The sequence below is a fragment of the Paenibacillus oceani genome (assembly GCF_014705615.1).
Taxonomy (GTDB): domain Bacteria; phylum Bacillota; class Bacilli; order Paenibacillales; family NBRC-103111; genus Paenibacillus_AB; species Paenibacillus_AB oceani.
On record NZ_JACXJA010000003.1, the window covers coordinates 120,700 to 137,493 of the forward strand.

Sequence of the window (16,794 nt, forward strand, 5' to 3'; positions counted from 1 at the left end):
GAATGCCAGTCCACCTCTAGGGGGTGGACTTTTTTGCGTCTTATGGGTCCCGGCGATTGCCCGGATTAGGGAGCGAGGCTGTCCGCCGCATGCCGGCAGGCGGCAAAGAGACATCAATAGGAGAAAGGGAGAGGATACCCGTGTCTAACGTATTGCAAAGCTCCAAAGGATTAAAGCTGACCGACATTCTGGTCACGGTCGTCATTGCGATCGTCTTCGGCGTCATCTTCCGGGTATGGGGATCGGTGTACGACCTCGTCAAAATTTTCGGCTTGCAAGTCGAACAGCTGACGTACGGCATGTGGTTCATTGCGGCTACCGTAGCGTTTCTGATTATTCGCAAGCCCGGAGTCGCGCTGCTCGGCGAAATGTCGGCCGCTGTATTCGCGATGCTGATCGGCTCACAGTATAGCGTAGAGTCGCTTACTTACGGCCTTGCGCAAGGGATCGGCGCCGAGATCGTATTCGCCTTGTTCGGCTACCGCTCGTATTCGCTGGCCGTCGCCTGTCTGGCCGGAATCGGGGCGGGCCTCGGCTCGCTGGGAATGGATTGGTATAAGGGCTATCTGATCGAGCTGCAAGGCTGGAACCTGACGCTGTACTTCGTGTTCCGCTTTATCAGCAGTATCGTTATCACCGGCGGTGTCGCCTATTATCTGGTCAAAGCGCTCGACGCAACCGGCGTAACCCGGATCGTCCGCCCGGTAACCGAATCCGACCGGCGTTCGCTGCACGATTAATTTTAGCATCGGAGTGATTCTGCATGGAGGCTGCGGCGGGAGTCGAACAGCTAAGGCTTAAATTTCCCGGCGCGCCGGCGCTGACGTTCCGGGATTTGTCGTTTGAGGTGAAGCGCGGGGAAAAGGTGCTGCTGCTCGGACCTAGCGGATGCGGCAAATCGACGCTGCTGCAGGTGCTGTCGGGCTTAATCCCGCGGGCGGTGGACGTGCCGGTGACGGCAGAGCGGATCGTCGTACCGGAGCGGTGGGCGTTCGTTTTTCAAGATCCGGATACGCAGTTTTGCATGCCCTTTGTCGATGAGGAGCTTGCCTTCGTTCTGGAAAATCTGCTCGTTCCGCGCGAAGAGATGAAGCAGCGGATGGGCGTGCTGCTCCGTCAGGTCGGATTGGAGCTCGAGGAGCTGCATACCCCGATAGCGGCGCTGTCCCAAGGAATGAAGCAGCGGCTCGCGATCGCAAGCGCGCTGGCGCTTGAGCCCGACGTGCTCTTCGTTGACGAGCCGACCGCCCTGCTCGACCCGGAAGGGACGAAGCAGGTATGGGAGACGATCCGCAAGGCGGGAGAAGGGAAAACGGTCATCATCGTGGAGCATAAGATCGAAGAGATCGTCGGTTATATCGATCGCGTCGTCCTGTTCGGCAAATCGGGGGAGATTACGGCGGACGGCCCGGCGGCGGATCTGTTCGCCAATTACGGTCATCGCCTCGCCGAAGACGGAATCTGGTACCCTGGCGTCTGGGACGATTATATCCGCAGCGACCGTTATGCGCCATGGACCGCAGAGCCGGCAGCGGCTTCGGCCGGGCCGCTCATTCGCCTCGACCGGTTCGAGGTATGGCGCGGCAAGAAGCAGAAGCAGTACGTGGAATCGGCGGAAGTTTATGCTGGCGAATGGATCGCCGTAACCGGTCCGAACGGGGCGGGCAAGAGCACGCTGCTCCTCGGCTTGATGGGGCTGCTCCAGACAGCCGGAGGTTACGAGCTGAACGGCAGGCCGGCGGAGCAGACGGGAGGATTGTCGGCCGAGATCGCTTTCGTGTTCCAAAATCCCGAGTTTCAATTCGTCACCAACTCGGTTTATGACGAGGTCGCCTTCTCGCTCCGGCAGGAGAAGCGGCCGGAAGCCGAGGTGGAGGCAAAAACGTCCGCGCTGCTGGCGGACTTCGATCTGACGCAGCGGAAGGACAATCATCCGTTTCAACTATCACTCGGGCAGAAACGCCGCCTCAGCGTCGCCTCGGCAATCGTGAAGGAGCAGCGCATCCTGGTGCTGGACGAACCGACATTCGGTCAGGATGCGAAAAATACGTTCGCATTGCTGGAACGGCTGGAAGCATGGCGCAGACAAGGGACCGCGATTGTGATGGTGACGCACGATCCGGATATTGTATGCCGGTTCGCCACCCGGATCTGGGAAGTTCGCGACGGCCGGCTGGAGCACGATCTGCGCGGGCCGCGGCAGCTCGCAGAGCCGGCAGCGGCAGATGAGCTTCCGGAGAAGGAACCGGAATTCGTTCAGAGAGGAGGGAGCCGCTAACCGTGAATATCGAGTTTTCTTACCGGGAAACGTGGCTCCACCGGGTGAACCCGTCTCTCAAACTGCTGTTTTGTCTGACCTTGTTCATGTTCGTCCTGTTTACGCACAACCCGAGTGTGATGCTGAACGTTACGGCCGTTACGCTGCTCGGCTACGTCGCGGCAAGCGGCCATCCGTGGAAACGAATGGCGCTGTTCTCGCTGCCTGCCCTGCTGCTGTTCGTATCGTCGACGACGTCGATGATGTTTTACGGCAAAGGGGAAACGACCTGGTGGGACTTCGGGCTGATCCATATTACGAAGGAAAGCTTCTTCCGTGGCGTCCAGATCGGCCTCAAGTCGCTGTGCTTCGCCTTCGTCGGACTGCTGTTCGCGCTTACGACGCGGCCCGTGTTTTTGTTCTACTCGCTGATGCAGCAGTGCAAAGTGCCGCCCAAATACGCCTATAGCTTCATGGCCGCGATGCGGCTGCTGCCGATCATGTTCGAGGAGTTTCAGACGCTTCGTCACGCGCTGGCGGTTCGGGGCGTCGGCCGGGAGAAGGGGCTGAAGGGACTGTACCGGAAAATGAAAGCTTATTCGGTTCCGATGCTGGCCCAAAGCATCCGGCGCGCACAGCGGATCGCCGTCGCGATGGAGGCGAAGCGGTTTGCCGGAAACGGCCGCCGGACGTATTACTACGTTGTCGGCTTCGGCAACGTAGACTTGTTCTTCGTCGCCGCGGCCGCCGCTTTATGCGCTGCGGCTTATGCCGCGGGAATTTTGTTTCCGTACGTCGATATTACGGATGTAAGATAGAGAAGGAGGAGAAACTGATGTTGTTTTCCAAACGTCTGAGAGAAGCCGCGGATGCAAGCTGGCAAGCCAGCTTTACCCATCCGTTCATAACGGGGATTGCCGATGGCAGCCTGCCGCTCGACCGGTTCAAGCATTATATGATGAACGACGCCTACTATTTGGCCTGCTACGCGCAAGTGCAGGCCCTTGGAGCGGCGAAGGCGCCGGATCTGCATACGTCGAGCCGGATGGCCGTCCACGTTCAGGGCACCTACGGCGCAGAGTTGTCGATGCATGAGAAATTTTCGGGCATGCTCGGCATTACCGACGAAGAGCGGGCGGCGTTCCAGCCTGCGCCGACGGCGTACGCCTATACGTCGCACTTGCTGCGCGCCGCTTATACCGGCCATTTCGGAGATATTATGGCGGCGATCCTGCCTTGCTACTGGCTGTACTACGAGATTGGCGAAAGACTGCAGGGCGCGACACCCGAGGAGCCGATCTATCGCGAATGGATTGCCGCATATGGCGGCGACTGGTTCCGCGATCTCGTGCAGGAGCAGGTCGACCGGCTCGACCGGATCGCCGAAGGCGTGACGGAAGCCGACCGGACGCGGATGGAGCGGCAGTTCCTGATCAGCAGCCAGTACGAGTACCAGTTCTGGGATATGGGTTACCGCAAGGAAGCGTGGCCGGTTTAATCAAACATGCGATGGATGTGACAGACAGCCGAATGGGATTCGGCTGTCTTTTTAATCTGCCAGAAGTTTAGGTTCTTTACCGTGCTAAAGGAAGGGGTTTTCTTACTTGGCGCTAGTGAACGTATACTCGGGTTCGATGACTAACGAATACTAACGAATGCTAACGGATGCAAGCGAATATTAACGAATACTAACGAATGCTAACGAACGCTAGTGAATGCTAATGAATACTAGCGAATGCTAACAGATGCTAACAGATGCTAACAGATGCTAACAGATGCTAACAGATGCTAACAGATGCTAACGAATCGTATCATGCTTATAGCTGAAAAACGACGTTGTTCCAGTCGTAATGAATCCAGGCATCGTTATCGAACCGAAAGCGGAAAAAAACGATCCGATTTGCGGAGAATAACCATACAAGAGTTCGTTACAAATTCAAACGTCCGGATTCGGCTCTGATAACGACTGCTGGGTTCGTTAGCCATACCACTGTATGAAGACCACACGACTGAGGACGAGCGGCCGGAGCAAGGTACCCATTGCCTTCCACGCGCCTGCGTAAGAGAGTCTAAACAAGACCACACGACTGGGGGAGAGCGGCCGGAGCGAAGGTACCCATTGCCTTCCACGCGCCTGCGTAAGAGAGTCTAAATAAGACCACACGACTGGGGGAGAGCGGCCGGAGCAAGGTACCCATTGCCTTCCACGCGCCTGCGTAAGAGAGTCTAAACAAGACAACACGACCTGAGGACGAGCGGCCGGAGCGAAGGTACCATTCCCTTCGACGCGCCTGCGTATGGGATTGCACGTCAAAGAACCATCCGGTACAGTTTCCGGACGGTTTTTCTTATCGTTACAGAAGTTCAGGGGGCTTGGTTTCCTATTGCCAAAAACGTGCGTATCCGGAGGATTGCGCAAAGACGACCCCCTCCAAGCGGCGTTCTCCCACCGTTTGCTACGTGGTAAAGCTTAAAAGCGTTGCTTCAAAAAAGCGAATCGCGAGTTTCTGTACCAAGAAAAGCTGCATCTTACGCGGGGGCATTCATCGTGGCAAAGGCTTCGTTTAGAAGCTTTTCTTATTTACCAGAAATATATCATGGGAGTGGTTCTAAACCTTGGTAAACGCCAGCGACAGCGGACGCCGGTAGGCGCTTTTCTTTGTGCAATACGTATGATGCTGCTGAATTTGTCGGGCGTGAGGGAAGGAGATGGGTGCAGCTACGTGTAATATTGGAACGTATAGGAGAGGGGGCCGCGTATGATCGTAGCGAGAGCGCTGGAAAACGAGCTCTACTTTTTTCAATATTTGTCCACCCGGGATGAGATGTCCGAATCCGCATATTACTTTCATACTCACCAAGGGATCGAAATCTTGTATGTGTATGAAGGCAGCGGCCAAGTCATTCTTGACGATCGCTTTTATGCCGTCCATCCCCGTACTTTGCTTATTTTTAAACCGTTCCAGCTCCATTACATCCGCATGGACGTACCACCGAAATATACGTGCTCGCTCATTAAAGTGAAGCCGATCTTCATGGAGCAATGCGCGTCCGTTTTCCCCCAGTGTCACGACCTGATCTCCGGTTTTTTGAACGACGACGGGAGCAGTCAAATATTCGGGTTAAACGAAGCCCAGCACGCCCAGCTCCACGAAAAGTTTCGCAACTTGAACGAAATCTTGCAGACGTCCGGCAGCCGCCAATTTCATGAAGAGGCCGTTATTTTGTTTCTGTTCACCTTTTTCGTTAACTTGGTCACAACCGTAATGCCGAATGCCGAGGCGGGCAAACCGGTAAAGCCGCTGCGTACGACGCAGCACATCGGCAGGATCCTGAAATGGATCGACGCCCACTACAAGGAGCGGTATACGTTGGACCGGCTGGCAGAGGAGCTGCATTTTTCGGTGAGCTATATGTCGAAGCTGTTTCGCCGGCAAACCGGGAAGAGCATTCACGAATATATAACGGAAAAAAGACTGGACCAGGCGCGTCTGCTGCTGCACACCCCGAAATCTGTCGAAGCGATCAGCGAAGAGACGGGTTTTCACTCGCCGTCTCATTTCATTCGGACCTTTAAAGCCAAATACGGGGTTCCCCGCATCAATACAGACTGGGCGCAGCTAAGCGGTACATCCCGCCGGAATGAGCGGATTATGCAATTTTTAAACCGGTTTCTGCTACCGGGGGTGTTGTATGCTTGAGAAGCGACGACCTCCCGGGAATGCGGATTGCAGCGGGCGAGAATCGTGCGGCGGTTCGGCATGGCGGATGCATTAGCGGTGAAGCATGAGGGAAACGGCTACTTATGTAATCGCATACACTTCAAAATAATCTTTTATTTGTAAAATCATTCGAGTACCGCCTAGCCGAAAAAACGCCGGTGAAAACAACAAATAGGGGAGATGTCGGATGAAAAAACAGGCGGCCGCGATGTGCGCCATCCTTGCTGCGGCCATGCTGGCCGGCTGCGGGGGAGGAAAGACGGGAGACGCCGAAGGCGAGACGGCCCGCAGCCCGGCCGATACGAAGCCGAAGGAGCCGGTGGAGCTGAAGCTCGTTCCTTATTGGCTTTCGATGAGTGACCGGGAATTCGAAGAGCTGCTGTTTCAGCCTTTGAAGGCGAAATACCCGCATATTACGATGAAGCTCGATCGGACGGATCCGGTCAAATTGGCGGCCTCGGGAGAATTTCCGGATATTTATTACGTCGCCAATGTCAGGTACAGCACATTCAAGGATTTGGACATTCCGTACGATATGAGCGCGATGATCAAAAACAAAGACCATCCGATCGATTTGAACGCGTTCTCCAAGCCGAATATCGACTGGATTATCGAACTCGGTTCCAAGGGAGAACTGTATGGGGTACCTTTCGATCTGAATCATTACGCTTTGTTTTACAACAAGGACATTTTCGACAAAAGAGGGGTTCCTTATCCAAAGGACGGGATGACCTGGGGAGAGCTGCTCGAGCTGTCGAGAAGACTTACGTTCATCGATGCAGACGTCCAATACCGGGGCTTCGTGCCTCCGAATCCGAACGTATTCTCCGGTACGAAAACGATGCCCATCTACGATCCGTCGACCCAAAAGGCGCTGCTGAACCGGGACAACCACAAGTCGATCCTGGAGCTGATCAAGCCCTTTTATGAAATTCCGGGCGTGGTGGTAAATAACGAGTTTCCGATCAAAGGCGCGGATTTCCTGAAAGACCGGACCGTAGCGATGATGGCGAACTGGCTGACGGACATACCGAGCGCGATGCAGGCGGGCAACATTCAGATGAACTACGATATTGCAGGCATGCCGTCCTTCGAGGACCTGCCCGGCGTTACGATTCATCCCGGCGCCAAAATGATGGGAATATCCAAGACGAGCAAGCATAAGGAAGATGCTTATCTGGCCATTCAGTTTTTCACTTCGCCCGAAGTGCAAAAGAAAATCAATCGGGGCGGGCGTTTGACCGCTCTGGCGGACGAAACGATCCGTAAAGATTTCGGTGCCGACATGGAAGTGCTGAAAGGCAAAAACATTCAAGGCGCGCTGGCGGTCAAACCGGCCAAAATGATTCCTCCGCATGAATACAATGCGATCATCGACGGGTTGTTCAACGGGACGGCGACGGGACTCGCGACAGGGTCCAAAGATATCAATACGCTGCTGAGGGAAGCCCAGGAAGCGGCGGATAAAGCGATTGCCGAAGCGGAAGCGGCCAAGAAAAAATAAGAGGATGACCGGAGGCTCACGAATGGGCGATTCGCAAACGATTCCGACGTATTGGAAAAGCAGTCTGGAGCATGTGGAGCAAACGTTGTCCCTCGTCAAACGGGGACAGGTCGAGACGTTTGCCCGTTCGGCGGGCGGCAGGAACATCTATGCCGTCTCCTACGGGGAGAAGCAAAACTTCGGCAGAAAAGCGAACTACAACTCCGCTTGCGGGGTCGGCGATGTATCGGCTTATGCGCAGAAGAGCAGGAACCATAAACCCGTCATCTCGATCGTAGGGGGCGTTCACGGCGGAGAGCTGGAAGGCGTGGCGGCCGTCTTGAATCTGATACGTTTGCTGGAAACCGGCTCCGATTGGGGCGGGAAGGAGAATGCGTATTTGTCTCGCTGTGCTGCCGAGCGGTTTCGGCTTGTGCTCATCCCGTGCATGAATCCCGACGGCCAGGCGCGCATTCCTTTCGATACGCTCGTAGGCATGCCTTTCGCCGACATGCGTTATTACGTCCAAGGTACTTGGAAGGACGGCACGCTGTGCGGCTGGCCGGGGTGCAAGGCGGTGCATCCGATCGCGGACGCGGTCGATTTTCTCGGCGGCTATTTTAACGATGACGGCATTAATATGATGCACGACAATTTTTTCTCGCCGATGGCGGAAGAAACGAAACGGCTGATGGAGCTGATCGACCGGGAAGCGGCAGACGCGACCGTGCTTCTGCACGGCGGTTCCAATTCGGTCAACCATCTTCTGCCGACTGCTTACGTCCCGCCTTTGATCGAGAAGAAACAAAACCGGCTGGTCGATCTGCTGGATGAAGCATACCGGGCGAAAGGAATTCCGTTCAAAGCGATTCATGGACGGGGAATCGGCGAGAAGACCGGCGCTCCGCCTTCGTTTAATCTGACTTCGGCGCTGCACCACGTCAGCGGCGGATTGTCGATGACGTTCGAGTCGAACATGGGGCTTGACGCTCCCGGCCCCAGATACACGTACGAAGAGCTGCTGCAGGGACATTATATTTTGTTTGAAGAGCTGCTGCGATTTATGGAGAAGGAGTGTCCGTTATATCCGTGAATTATACGAGTAAGCGGATGAATCGCTGCTGGAACGGTAAAAAATGGTAGGGTGCGAAGGGCGGGGAAGAAAGCGAAGAAAGGGAAGAGCGCAGAGATGGCTTGGTCAAAACGCTGAGAAACATCCCGCGCCGCTCGGCGACAGCTGTTCGTAGCTCCGACCGCTAGACCGGGAAGACCCGCAGACGGTGACGACTGTGAAGATCGATCAGACCGATCAGACCTTCAAGACTACAGAGACTGCCAAGACCACGGAGACTGCCAAGTCTGACAACGTGGCCGTTTGCTGAATCGATGAGAAGTAGAATCCGATCGGACCGCCGGTCGAACATTTTTGATCCCGTATGTATCCCACCCGGCGCTTCTGTCCATGCTGAATGCAAAAGCGGCAAGGAGTGTGGGATGGGAAATGAAACTGTTAATCGTCATCGGGATGCTGGTCGTACCGGTACTATTCGTATGGCTCCGGCGGATCTCCGGCTTATTGAAGGCGCTTTTCGATGCACTTGCACTCGTGAGCGCCTTTGGCTTCGGCCTCTTGTCTGCGTTTGCGGTTCAAGATATCCGGGCGCACGGAACGGTATATGCGACGGAGGTGCACCACGTGTTCGAAAACTGGGCGTTTCTTCTATTTGGCAGCTATCTGGGGCTGTATTTGCTGTACCTTTTGCTGTGGGGTACGATGACGTCTTACAGACGAACAGATAGCTGATGGCAGTTGCGAAATAGGTGTGTGGCCATTTCGCCGGTAGCGTCGGTCGGCCGAATAAGAGCATTTAGAGCTCTTATTCGCTTATTCGAGCGTTATATCCCCTTTTTAGCGAAATAAGAGAGATTTGAGACCCTTAATTTCGGCGGTCAGCCCTGTTTTTCGGGTTTGGCACTGTGTTAAGTGCTTCAAATCGCTCTTATTTTCGTAGGATTGCTTGTTTATGCGAAAATAAGGGGGGCAAACCGCTCTTAATGTCAGGTGTTGGGGGAGATTACCTTCTTTACTGCAGTTGGCGGGGGAGGAGGGACGGGTTCGTTGGTCTGGAAGCAATTGTTCAGCAGCGCGGGCTCGGGAGTCCCGACTCGAGATCCCCGGCCAGGGCCTTCACCCCAGCATAGCGAGCCGGAGAACCCCGGCCAGCAGAGTTACCCAGGATCGCCCCCCCCCAAGATTGCTAGCTTGAGCTCCACAGCTCGGCACAGCACTGGCCTGGATGGCTAACCCACGATCGCCAGCGTGCAAGCGCCAGCCTCCGCTGGCATCGTGCTACCGGTCGTCGCGCACCGGCATCTCTTACGAAAAGTGACGGCGCACCGCGTCCAGAATATGGCGGTAATAGTCCGCCCCATGCGGTACGAAGTCGTCGCGGGACAGCTGCCGGCTTACTTCGCGGGACTGCCCGTCCGCACCGGTCTCGACGCCGCTTGCCGCGATCGAATCGATCTCGCCCCCGAACAGGCGGGAGGCGTCGGCCGCGAGCACCTTCACAAGCCCCACAACCTCGTCCGGCTGCAGAGTATATGCTTCCAACGGCTGGCTGCAGCCGTACAGAAACGTATGGTAAAACTCGCGGTCGATCAAATCCCGGTAGCGGATCTCGACCGGAATCGTCCCGATCGGGATCAACTCGTCGAAGCGGACCCGAAGACCGAGCTCCTCTTCCAGCTCCCGCACGCCATCCTCTACCGTTTCACCGGCCAGCAGATGTCCTGCGCTCGTAATATCGTATCGATCCGGATGCGTATCTTTGCCGGGATGGCGTTTCTGGAGCAGGAGACAGGGACCTTCGCTGCTCGGGGTGACGATCCAGCAGTGGAACGTCTGGTGCCAGTATCCGTTCTTATGCGTGTCTGCACGCGTGGCGGTGCCGATGATGTTCATCTGTTCGTCGAAAATATCGAATACTTCATGCTTCATAGCCTTCATCCCCTCTGTCTGGCGTTTCCACACATTGTACCACAACCGAAGGGAAAGACGGGCGACCGAACCCTCACGAAGCGGGCTTGGTCCAGCTCCTGCATCTCGTGTTCGGAATACGGCTCCGGCTGCAGACTTGCAATTCGTGTTTGCTTTTCACCTTGAAGGTCATGGCCCCCCTGTGCCTACTTCCTTATCGTAAACGCTCACACCGTAATCGGCAGCTTGTTCGGCATCTGCCGAAGTTTATGTAACCGCTAAAACAGGCGGATGGATATGGTAAGATAGGAGGGTGAGAAGATCAGGATTTGGCTGAGGAGGAAGGGGACGGGGTATGAACAAATTGGAACGGACGGTGGGCCAAGAGGGGGATCAGCGGGCGGACCAACCCGATAACAAACAGGATAACAAACCGGATAATCAACCGGAAGACACACCGGATAACAAACTTGCGGGCATACCGGAGCGCGAACCGAAGGATGCACAGAAAGATGCACAGAAGGACGTACCGAAATACGAACCGAAGAACGAACCGGAAGAAGAACAAACGAAGGGCGAGCTAGAGGACACTCCCGAGGGCAACCCCGAGAATGACACGGGGCACCAGCCGGATAGTGACTTGGCCCAAGTTCCTGCGATTCTGGAGCTGATGCCGGAAGGGGCGGAGATCGGGACGGGACTTGCGCTGCGGGATCGCAGCGGCAGGCTGCTGTTTTTCGTAGCCGGGTCGAGACACCGGATGGAGGAAGGCGAACGGTTTTTTGCCGGTATTGGCGGGCATCTGGAGCCCGGGGAGTCGCTGACGGAATGCGCGGAGCGGGAAGCCCGCGAGGAAATCGGTGCCGAAGTGGAGCTGCGTCATGCGGAGCGCACGCTCCGGGTATCGTCTGCGGGTGTCGTGTCGGAGATCGCCGTCTCCGATTACCCCGCTCCTTATGTCTGGTACGAGATGATTCATCCGCCGGGCAGCCCGCGTGAAGGCCGCCGCTACCAGATCGTGATCTATAGGGCGGTGTTGGCCGGGCCGCTTTCCGAGCTGAAGGAGGACGAGGTGTGCGGAGTGATTGCGATGACGGATCAGCAGGTGGCCGAAGCGTCCGGGCGCAAGCCGACCTTGCGGGAGCTGATCGGCGAGGGGGCGGGGCTGGTGGCGGCGCTGCCGGGGCTCGAGCCGGAGACGAGGCTGTTTCCGATCGGGACGGCGGCGGCCTTGTCGTTTGTTTTTCAAGCCGTCAGGAGCGATGAACGGCTGCTGCCGTGAAGGCGGCTACGCGACTTGGGCAGAGGGGGAGATCGATGATGACAGAGGAAGGCGGCGAGACGCTCCAGGCTATCGGACGAAAGCTCCGGGAGCGTCCGGGAGGGACCGGAATCGCGATGATCGCAGCGATGGATCGCAACCGGGTTATCGGCGTGAACAACACGATCCCGTGGAGGCTTCCGGGCGAGCAGCAATATTTCAAGCGGGTGACGATGGGGCATACGGTCGTATCGGGCCGGCTGAATTATGAGGATATGAAACGACCGCTGCCGGGAAGAAGGAACGTGATTCTGACGCGGGACAAAGATTATGCGGCTCCGGGCTGCGAGATTGCGGGATCGGCGGAGGACGTGCTGGAGCGTTATGCGGGAGACGAAAATTCCCCGCTGTTTATTATAGGCGGGGAACAAATATACCGGTTGTTTATGCCGGTAGCGGATAGGTTGTATGTAACGGTTATCGATGCGGAGTTTGAAGGAGATGCCTATTTTCCCGAATTCCATGCATCGGAATGGACCGAGGTGTCGCGGCAAGAAGTGAAGGCGGACGAGTATAACAGCTTCGGCTATACATACTTGGTATACAAAAGACGGACGTCCGGTTACGGGAGCCGGTAGCGCACCCACCAGAAGCACGAAGACACTTGCACCTGCAGCTCGGTTGCACGCGGGGTGAACAAGCCGATGAGATCGTCTGCGCGGTAGCAGTTTTTTATTATTTCATGCCTGGTGCCATCGGACAGCGTTCTCAGCTTGTACGTGTCTTCCTCGCTTTCGCGTTGGAACAACTCGCCACCGGCCTCTTCGACATAACTATGGTCGGCCATGAATACGACAGCCCCGGGATCAAGCCGGGCATGGAAGCCGTCCAAAAAGTCGTTCAGCCGGGATTTGGGAACATGGGACAGCCAGAAGGCAGCCAGGCCTGCGTTGAAAGGGCCGGGTACTTTCTCGAGTGCAAAGGCGTCGGCGCGGATAAAGCGGACTTTGTCCGGCGATAAGTCTCTGGCGATGGCGATATCCAGCGATTCCATCGTCATGTCGGTAGCCGTCACCCGTCTGGCCGCCGCGGCTGCGCGCTCCGTCCAGTAACCGGGGCCGCAGGCGATCTCAAGCACAACGCACCCGTTCAGGGCGCTTTGCATGCAGCGTTCCAACTCGACCAGTTCGCTTCGGCAAGCGGGATCGTCGTGATGGTATGCGCTTTCGTGCTCGCGTGCCCGCCAGCTGTAATAGAACTGCATCGTCTTCCCCCTAGCGCTATCGGAATGGGCTGCGGTCCGGCCCCTGCAAGCAGCGGCCGCCGTCCGCAGGCGATCATCATCCTAGTATTCAATTCAATATAATCGTACCTGAAATTAGGTTCGGGGAGTCCGGCGGATTTCCTCCATCTCCTTGCGCATTTTTTCCCGGTAACGCATCTCTGCCCGGATGGAATAGGCGAATCCGATTATACCGAGGATCAGAATCGTCACAATGACGGGAGTATTGTAAGCGGCGATCACGTAATTTACACCTCCTTTCATCCCAATCAATATTTACCATTGCATATATTTCAAATTATAACCTATGTCTTGAATAATCTTCAATAGTGTGTTGAAGAAAATTTAAATCTTTTATACTGAAAGTCGAGGTGATAAGTAATGACTTTCGGTGCGAGATTGAAAAGTGCCAGAAACAGCAAGCGGCTCACCCAGCAGCAAGTGGCTGACAGTCTCGGCCTTAATTTTACGACGATATCCAAGTACGAAAACGATAAATCCCAGCCCGATAACGAGATTCTGCATCAGATGTCTATTCTGTACAATGTCTCGATCGATTGGCTGCTTACAGGGGAGACGGGCGGCGGATCGGCCTTCGGACCGGGTAAGGCGAAAGTATACTTCGACGGCGAAGTGGAAGAGCTGACAGAAGAGGAAGCCCAGCACGTGCGGGATTCGCTCGAGATGTTTCGCCTGCTCAAGGAGAAGCGGGCCAAGTACGACAGCAGCCGGAAGCCGGACGGCGGTCATACGCACGACGATCGAGCGGACGATGAGAACGACTGAAAGGCAACGACTGAAAAGCAATGACTGAACAACAACGGCTACCAACGACTAACCCTTATAATTAACGATAAATAACGAAGAAAACAAACAAAGCGAATATTCCAACAAGTGTCGGATGACAAGGGAACGTCCCGATATCCAAACGAAAGGACCTCAGGCTTCCACGGTAACGTGGGGGCGGAGGTCCTTTTTCGCGAGGATCATCGGTTTCGAGCAGGACATGAATAATAATCGCAAAATGACTTCGGGGAAAGCCCTTGTCACTGCATGACCCGGGCGGTATTCCATCATGCGGCGGCCTGCGGCAGGATGAAGCGAAACGGGGATGATCCCGATCCGCCCGCTCATCTGGCGCACGAATAGTAGATGCTCTCGTATGCCTGCGCTTCCTGCTCCATTGTAGGGATCGGGTCGTTTCTCAGGTTCGCCTTGAACGTGTTCAGCAAGGCCGGGTTCCTAAGCAGCGTCCGGATCTGCGAAGCGAGGTGGGTCGCGTCGCCGAGCCGGAACGTATAGCCGTTCACCCCGTCCTTCACTTTCTCCGCCATGCCGCCGGCATTCGAGACGAGAGCCGGGACGTTGAACGATAACGCCTCGTACAGCACCAGCGGATAGTTTTCGTACCAGACCGACGGAACGATCGCCACATCGGCATTTTGATAAATGCCCGGAATTTCGTCTTCGGTATAAAGACCGCACAGCTCCACACGGCGGTCTTTGGCCGCTTCGAGCCGCAGCCTCTCCGTATAAGCGGCCGGTCCGGAGCCGTAGATTTTCAGCTTCAGCTTTTTGGACGGGACGAGGGCCATCGCCTCGAGCAGGAGATGAACGCCTTTGTGATCGTTCAGCGAGCCTCCGTAAAAAAACGTCAAAGCGTCGCCGCGCTTGTAAGTTTTATTGTTTCCGAGCCCCGGATCGCGATGGATGCCGTGGTTCAATACTTCCACCTTCAGGTCCGGCAGCGAATTTTTCATCATCGAAGCGAGAAAGGCCGACGGGGACAAAATTTTACGGGCGGCTTGCAGCAGAGGAATATGCGTGGCGAACCGCTGCTCAGCGCCCGGAATCTGGCAATGCTGAAGGCAGGCCGCGCCTTGCTCCGGGCCTGCGCACAGGTTGCGGCTTGTATGCAGCATAATCCCTTTCGGACACAGAAACCAGAAGTCCGTTAGAGTGATCACGTAAGGCACGCCGAGCCGCAAGCTTGCCTGGATGAACTCCATCGCGCGCATAGGATGCCCGATATGGAGAAGATTCGGCTGCTCCTCGGTGATAAGCTCATCCGCGAAGGAAGCAAGATCGGGATGTCCGATCCCGAACGATCGGGCCGGGTCTAGGCTCTTGTGCCGATAGGCGACCACCGGCACTCCTTCGTAGTCGTATTCCCGGTAGACGACCTCGCCGTGCGTGTGAGGAAACGTATCCGGCTCGCCTCCGCTGTAGGTCGCGACTTTAACGCGATGTCCGCCGGCGAGCATCGACTTGGCCATCGTCAGGACGAATTTCTCGGTGCCGGTGTACGCTTCGGGATAAAACTGATGGACCAGGTACAAAATATTCAACTTTTTCCCGGGAGTTCCGGGAGAGGCGGAGGCCGGATCGTAACGGGAAACCTCCGGCAGTTCCAGGCTCGGCACGTGAATGGCGGGGCGGGTTTCCCGCACCCGGATCGGGGAGAGACGGCTTCGCCGTTTGGCGGGCAGACGATCACGCTTGAAGCGGCGCTGCCCTTTCGCTGCGATCCGGCGCTTGCGCGCAAGCGATTTCTTTCTGCTTCCGCTTGCTGCTCCCGCTTTTCTTGCATGAATGCGGCCCGTTTTATGGGACCGGAGACGCTTGAATCGGGGAGTTGGTGACGAAACTGGCTTTTTTCGTTTTTTTGGCGGCAATCGGAGAACCTCCCTGCACCGTTTTACGATCCCATCAGACTCATATCGTATACTATATGCTCACAGGACCTCCAAACTCGCGGGCGGATCTCCCGGGTTTTTACGATTCGTTCGATAGATTTCCTTCTGTAGAATCGCTGATTTGCTGTGATAACTGCTGGACGAACAGAGCGGCAGCGAGCGACAACGACTGCTGCGGAGCCGAGACGACCCCGATCGAGCGGGCTGGAATCGGTTCACGGGCGCGAATCTCAAGCAGAGCTCCCGACTCCAGTTCTTTGCTGACGAAATCACGGGTAACGAAGGCGACGCCCATATTTTTGACGGCGAATTCGACGAGCAGATCGACGCTGCTCAGCTCGATATCCGGTTCCAGGCTTAGCCCGTGCGTCTGCAGGTACGAGTGGAAAAAGGAACGCGTCCGGCTCCCCGCCGACAGCAGGACGAACGGCTCCCGCACGAGCTCGTGCAGCGAGACCGGGGACGAGGCGAGATGAGCATAGGCTGGTCCTGCGACGAAGCAGTCCTGAATGCCGCGGCGGGCGGCAACGAGCGAGTCTTCCCGGGCCGGCAGGTGGATCATGCCGCAATCAATCGAGCCTGCGGCCAGACGCGTCATGATTTCTTCACTTTTGCCATGCGACAAGATGATCCGGATGCCGGGCCTCCCGCTTCGGAACGATTCGAGGAAAGGCAGCAAGTAATGCTTGCACAACGAATCGCTTGCGCCGAGCCGGACGATGCCTGACATATACGATTTCATTTCCCCGATTTTCCGTTCCCCGGCCTGCAGCAGCCCGAACGCCTGCTCCACGAACCGGTGAAGCACCCGTCCTTCCTCCGTCACCTCGACCCCTTTCGATCTGCGGACGAGCAGCTTCACACCGAGCTGCTCTTCGAGCTGCCGGATCGCATAGCTGGCGCTCGGCTGCGTCATGTACAACTCCTCCGCCGCTTTCGTTATGCTTCCGAGCCGGACGGCCAGCTCAAACACTTTATACTGATCGATAGCACTCATGATATAGAACACCTCTATGACAAGTATCCATAACATCAATTATTCATTTATCATACTCCTCTTTATAATCAAACACAATGACAACGCGCCGAATGCTGTAGCGAATTCCGGAGAGC

16 protein-coding genes are annotated in these 16,794 nt (G+C 56.1%); 11 read left to right on the top strand and 5 right to left on the bottom strand.

From position 1 onward, the window contains the following. Positions 1-140: 140 nt before the first annotated feature. From IDH45_RS02355 to IDH45_RS02390, 8 genes are all read left to right on the top strand, one after another. On the top strand, positions 141-740 hold the full coding sequence (locus tag IDH45_RS02355; protein WP_317891125.1) for an ECF transporter S component: 600 nt from the start codon (positions 141-143) through the stop codon (positions 738-740). 23 nt (positions 741-763) lie between these two features. Then, a complete protein-coding gene (locus tag IDH45_RS02360; protein WP_190924296.1) occupies positions 764-2,278 on the top strand; it encodes an ABC transporter ATP-binding protein in 1,515 nt (504 codons plus the stop codon). A gap of 2 nt (positions 2,279-2,280) precedes the next feature. Next, the gene (locus IDH45_RS02365) at positions 2,281-3,075 is read left to right on the top strand and encodes an energy-coupling factor transporter transmembrane component T family protein (RefSeq protein ID WP_190924297.1); all 795 of its coding nucleotides are present in this window, start codon (positions 2,281-2,283) and stop codon (positions 3,073-3,075) included. Between the two features lie 17 nt (positions 3,076-3,092). Continuing rightward, the gene (tenA, locus tag IDH45_RS02370; protein WP_190924299.1) at positions 3,093-3,755 is read left to right on the top strand and encodes a thiaminase II; all 663 of its coding nucleotides are present in this window, start codon (positions 3,093-3,095) and stop codon (positions 3,753-3,755) included. A 1,261-nt stretch (positions 3,756-5,016) separates the two neighbouring features. Beyond that, a complete protein-coding gene (locus IDH45_RS02375; RefSeq protein WP_190924302.1) occupies positions 5,017-5,958 on the top strand; it encodes a helix-turn-helix domain-containing protein in 942 nt (313 codons plus the stop codon). A gap of 208 nt (positions 5,959-6,166) precedes the next feature. After that, positions 6,167-7,483 carry an ABC transporter substrate-binding protein gene (locus tag IDH45_RS02380; RefSeq protein ID WP_190924304.1) on the top strand — a complete coding sequence of 439 codons (1,317 nt, stop codon included), beginning with the start codon at positions 6,167-6,169 and terminating at the stop codon, positions 7,481-7,483. Positions 7,484-7,505: 22 nt separating this feature from the next. Further along, positions 7,506-8,555, top strand: a complete 1,050-nt coding sequence (locus tag IDH45_RS02385) for a M14 family zinc carboxypeptidase (protein ID WP_190924306.1) — start codon at positions 7,506-7,508, stop codon at positions 8,553-8,555. A gap of 408 nt (positions 8,556-8,963) precedes the next feature. After that, complete coding sequence (locus IDH45_RS02390; protein ID WP_190924308.1) at positions 8,964-9,266, top strand: transposase; 303 nt, start codon at positions 8,964-8,966, stop codon at positions 9,264-9,266. A gap of 573 nt (positions 9,267-9,839) precedes the next feature. On the opposite strand, the gene IDH45_RS02395 is transcribed toward IDH45_RS02390, so the two are convergent. Continuing rightward, positions 9,840-10,463 carry an NUDIX hydrolase gene (locus IDH45_RS02395; RefSeq protein ID WP_223836318.1) on the bottom strand — a complete coding sequence of 208 codons (624 nt, stop codon included), beginning with the start codon at positions 10,461-10,463 and terminating at the stop codon, positions 9,840-9,842. Between the two features lie 334 nt (positions 10,464-10,797). On the opposite strand from IDH45_RS02395, the gene IDH45_RS02400 reads away from it, so the two are divergent. Together IDH45_RS02400 and IDH45_RS02405 are read left to right on the top strand one after the other, a co-directional pair. Continuing rightward, positions 10,798-11,724: an NUDIX domain-containing protein gene (locus tag IDH45_RS02400; protein ID WP_190924312.1), complete on the top strand. Its 927-nt coding sequence runs from the start codon at positions 10,798-10,800 to the stop codon at positions 11,722-11,724. A 116-nt stretch (positions 11,725-11,840) separates the two neighbouring features. Next, positions 11,841-12,341 carry a dihydrofolate reductase gene (locus IDH45_RS02405; RefSeq protein WP_223836342.1) on the top strand — a complete coding sequence of 167 codons (501 nt, stop codon included), beginning with the start codon at positions 11,841-11,843 and terminating at the stop codon, positions 12,339-12,341. Here IDH45_RS02405 and IDH45_RS02410 read toward each other — a convergent pair. Next, complete coding sequence (locus IDH45_RS02410; protein ID WP_190924314.1) at positions 12,326-12,967, bottom strand: class I SAM-dependent methyltransferase; 642 nt, start codon at positions 12,965-12,967, stop codon at positions 12,326-12,328. The two genes, IDH45_RS02405 and IDH45_RS02410, sit on opposite strands and share 16 nt — an antisense overlap. Before the next feature lie 114 nt (positions 12,968-13,081). Further along, positions 13,082-13,228 carry a hypothetical protein gene (locus tag IDH45_RS02415; RefSeq protein ID WP_190924316.1) on the bottom strand — a complete coding sequence of 49 codons (147 nt, stop codon included), beginning with the start codon at positions 13,226-13,228 and terminating at the stop codon, positions 13,082-13,084. A 138-nt stretch (positions 13,229-13,366) separates the two neighbouring features. Here IDH45_RS02415 and IDH45_RS02420 point away from each other — a divergent pair, with 138 nt between their 5' ends. Continuing rightward, positions 13,367-13,771, top strand: a complete 405-nt coding sequence (locus tag IDH45_RS02420) for a helix-turn-helix domain-containing protein (protein WP_190924318.1) — start codon at positions 13,367-13,369, stop codon at positions 13,769-13,771. Positions 13,772-14,115: 344 nt separating this feature from the next. On the opposite strand, the gene IDH45_RS02425 is transcribed toward IDH45_RS02420, so the two are convergent. After that, a complete protein-coding gene (locus tag IDH45_RS02425) occupies positions 14,116-15,660 on the bottom strand; it encodes a glycosyltransferase family 4 protein (RefSeq protein ID WP_190924320.1) in 1,545 nt (514 codons plus the stop codon). A 100-nt stretch (positions 15,661-15,760) separates the two neighbouring features. Then, on the bottom strand, positions 15,761-16,678 hold the full coding sequence (locus IDH45_RS02430; protein ID WP_190924322.1) for a LysR family transcriptional regulator: 918 nt from the start codon (positions 16,676-16,678) through the stop codon (positions 15,761-15,763). Positions 16,679-16,794 lie beyond the last annotated feature (116 nt).

Coding starts and splice junctions, on each gene's coding strand:
- IDH45_RS02385 (WP_190924306.1), top strand. CDS start 7,506: ATGGGCGATTCGCAAACGATTCCGACGTATTGGAAAAGCAGTCTGGAG.
- IDH45_RS02395 (WP_223836318.1), bottom strand. CDS start 10,463: ATGAAGCATGAAGTATTCGATATTTTCGACGAACAGATGAACATCATC.
- IDH45_RS02400 (WP_190924312.1), top strand. CDS start 10,798: ATGAACAAATTGGAACGGACGGTGGGCCAAGAGGGGGATCAGCGGGCG.
- IDH45_RS02375 (WP_190924302.1), top strand. CDS start 5,017: ATGATCGTAGCGAGAGCGCTGGAAAACGAGCTCTACTTTTTTCAATAT.
- IDH45_RS02360 (WP_190924296.1), top strand. CDS start 764: ATGGAGGCTGCGGCGGGAGTCGAACAGCTAAGGCTTAAATTTCCCGGC.
- IDH45_RS02390 (WP_190924308.1), top strand. CDS start 8,964: ATGAAACTGTTAATCGTCATCGGGATGCTGGTCGTACCGGTACTATTC.
- IDH45_RS02420 (WP_190924318.1), top strand. CDS start 13,367: ATGACTTTCGGTGCGAGATTGAAAAGTGCCAGAAACAGCAAGCGGCTC.
- tenA (WP_190924299.1), top strand. CDS start 3,093: ATGTTGTTTTCCAAACGTCTGAGAGAAGCCGCGGATGCAAGCTGGCAA.
- IDH45_RS02380 (WP_190924304.1), top strand. CDS start 6,167: ATGAAAAAACAGGCGGCCGCGATGTGCGCCATCCTTGCTGCGGCCATG.
- IDH45_RS02430 (WP_190924322.1), bottom strand. CDS start 16,678: ATGAGTGCTATCGATCAGTATAAAGTGTTTGAGCTGGCCGTCCGGCTC.
- IDH45_RS02405 (WP_223836342.1), top strand. CDS start 11,841: ATGATCGCAGCGATGGATCGCAACCGGGTTATCGGCGTGAACAACACG.
- IDH45_RS02410 (WP_190924314.1), bottom strand. CDS start 12,967: ATGCAGTTCTATTACAGCTGGCGGGCACGCGAGCACGAAAGCGCATAC.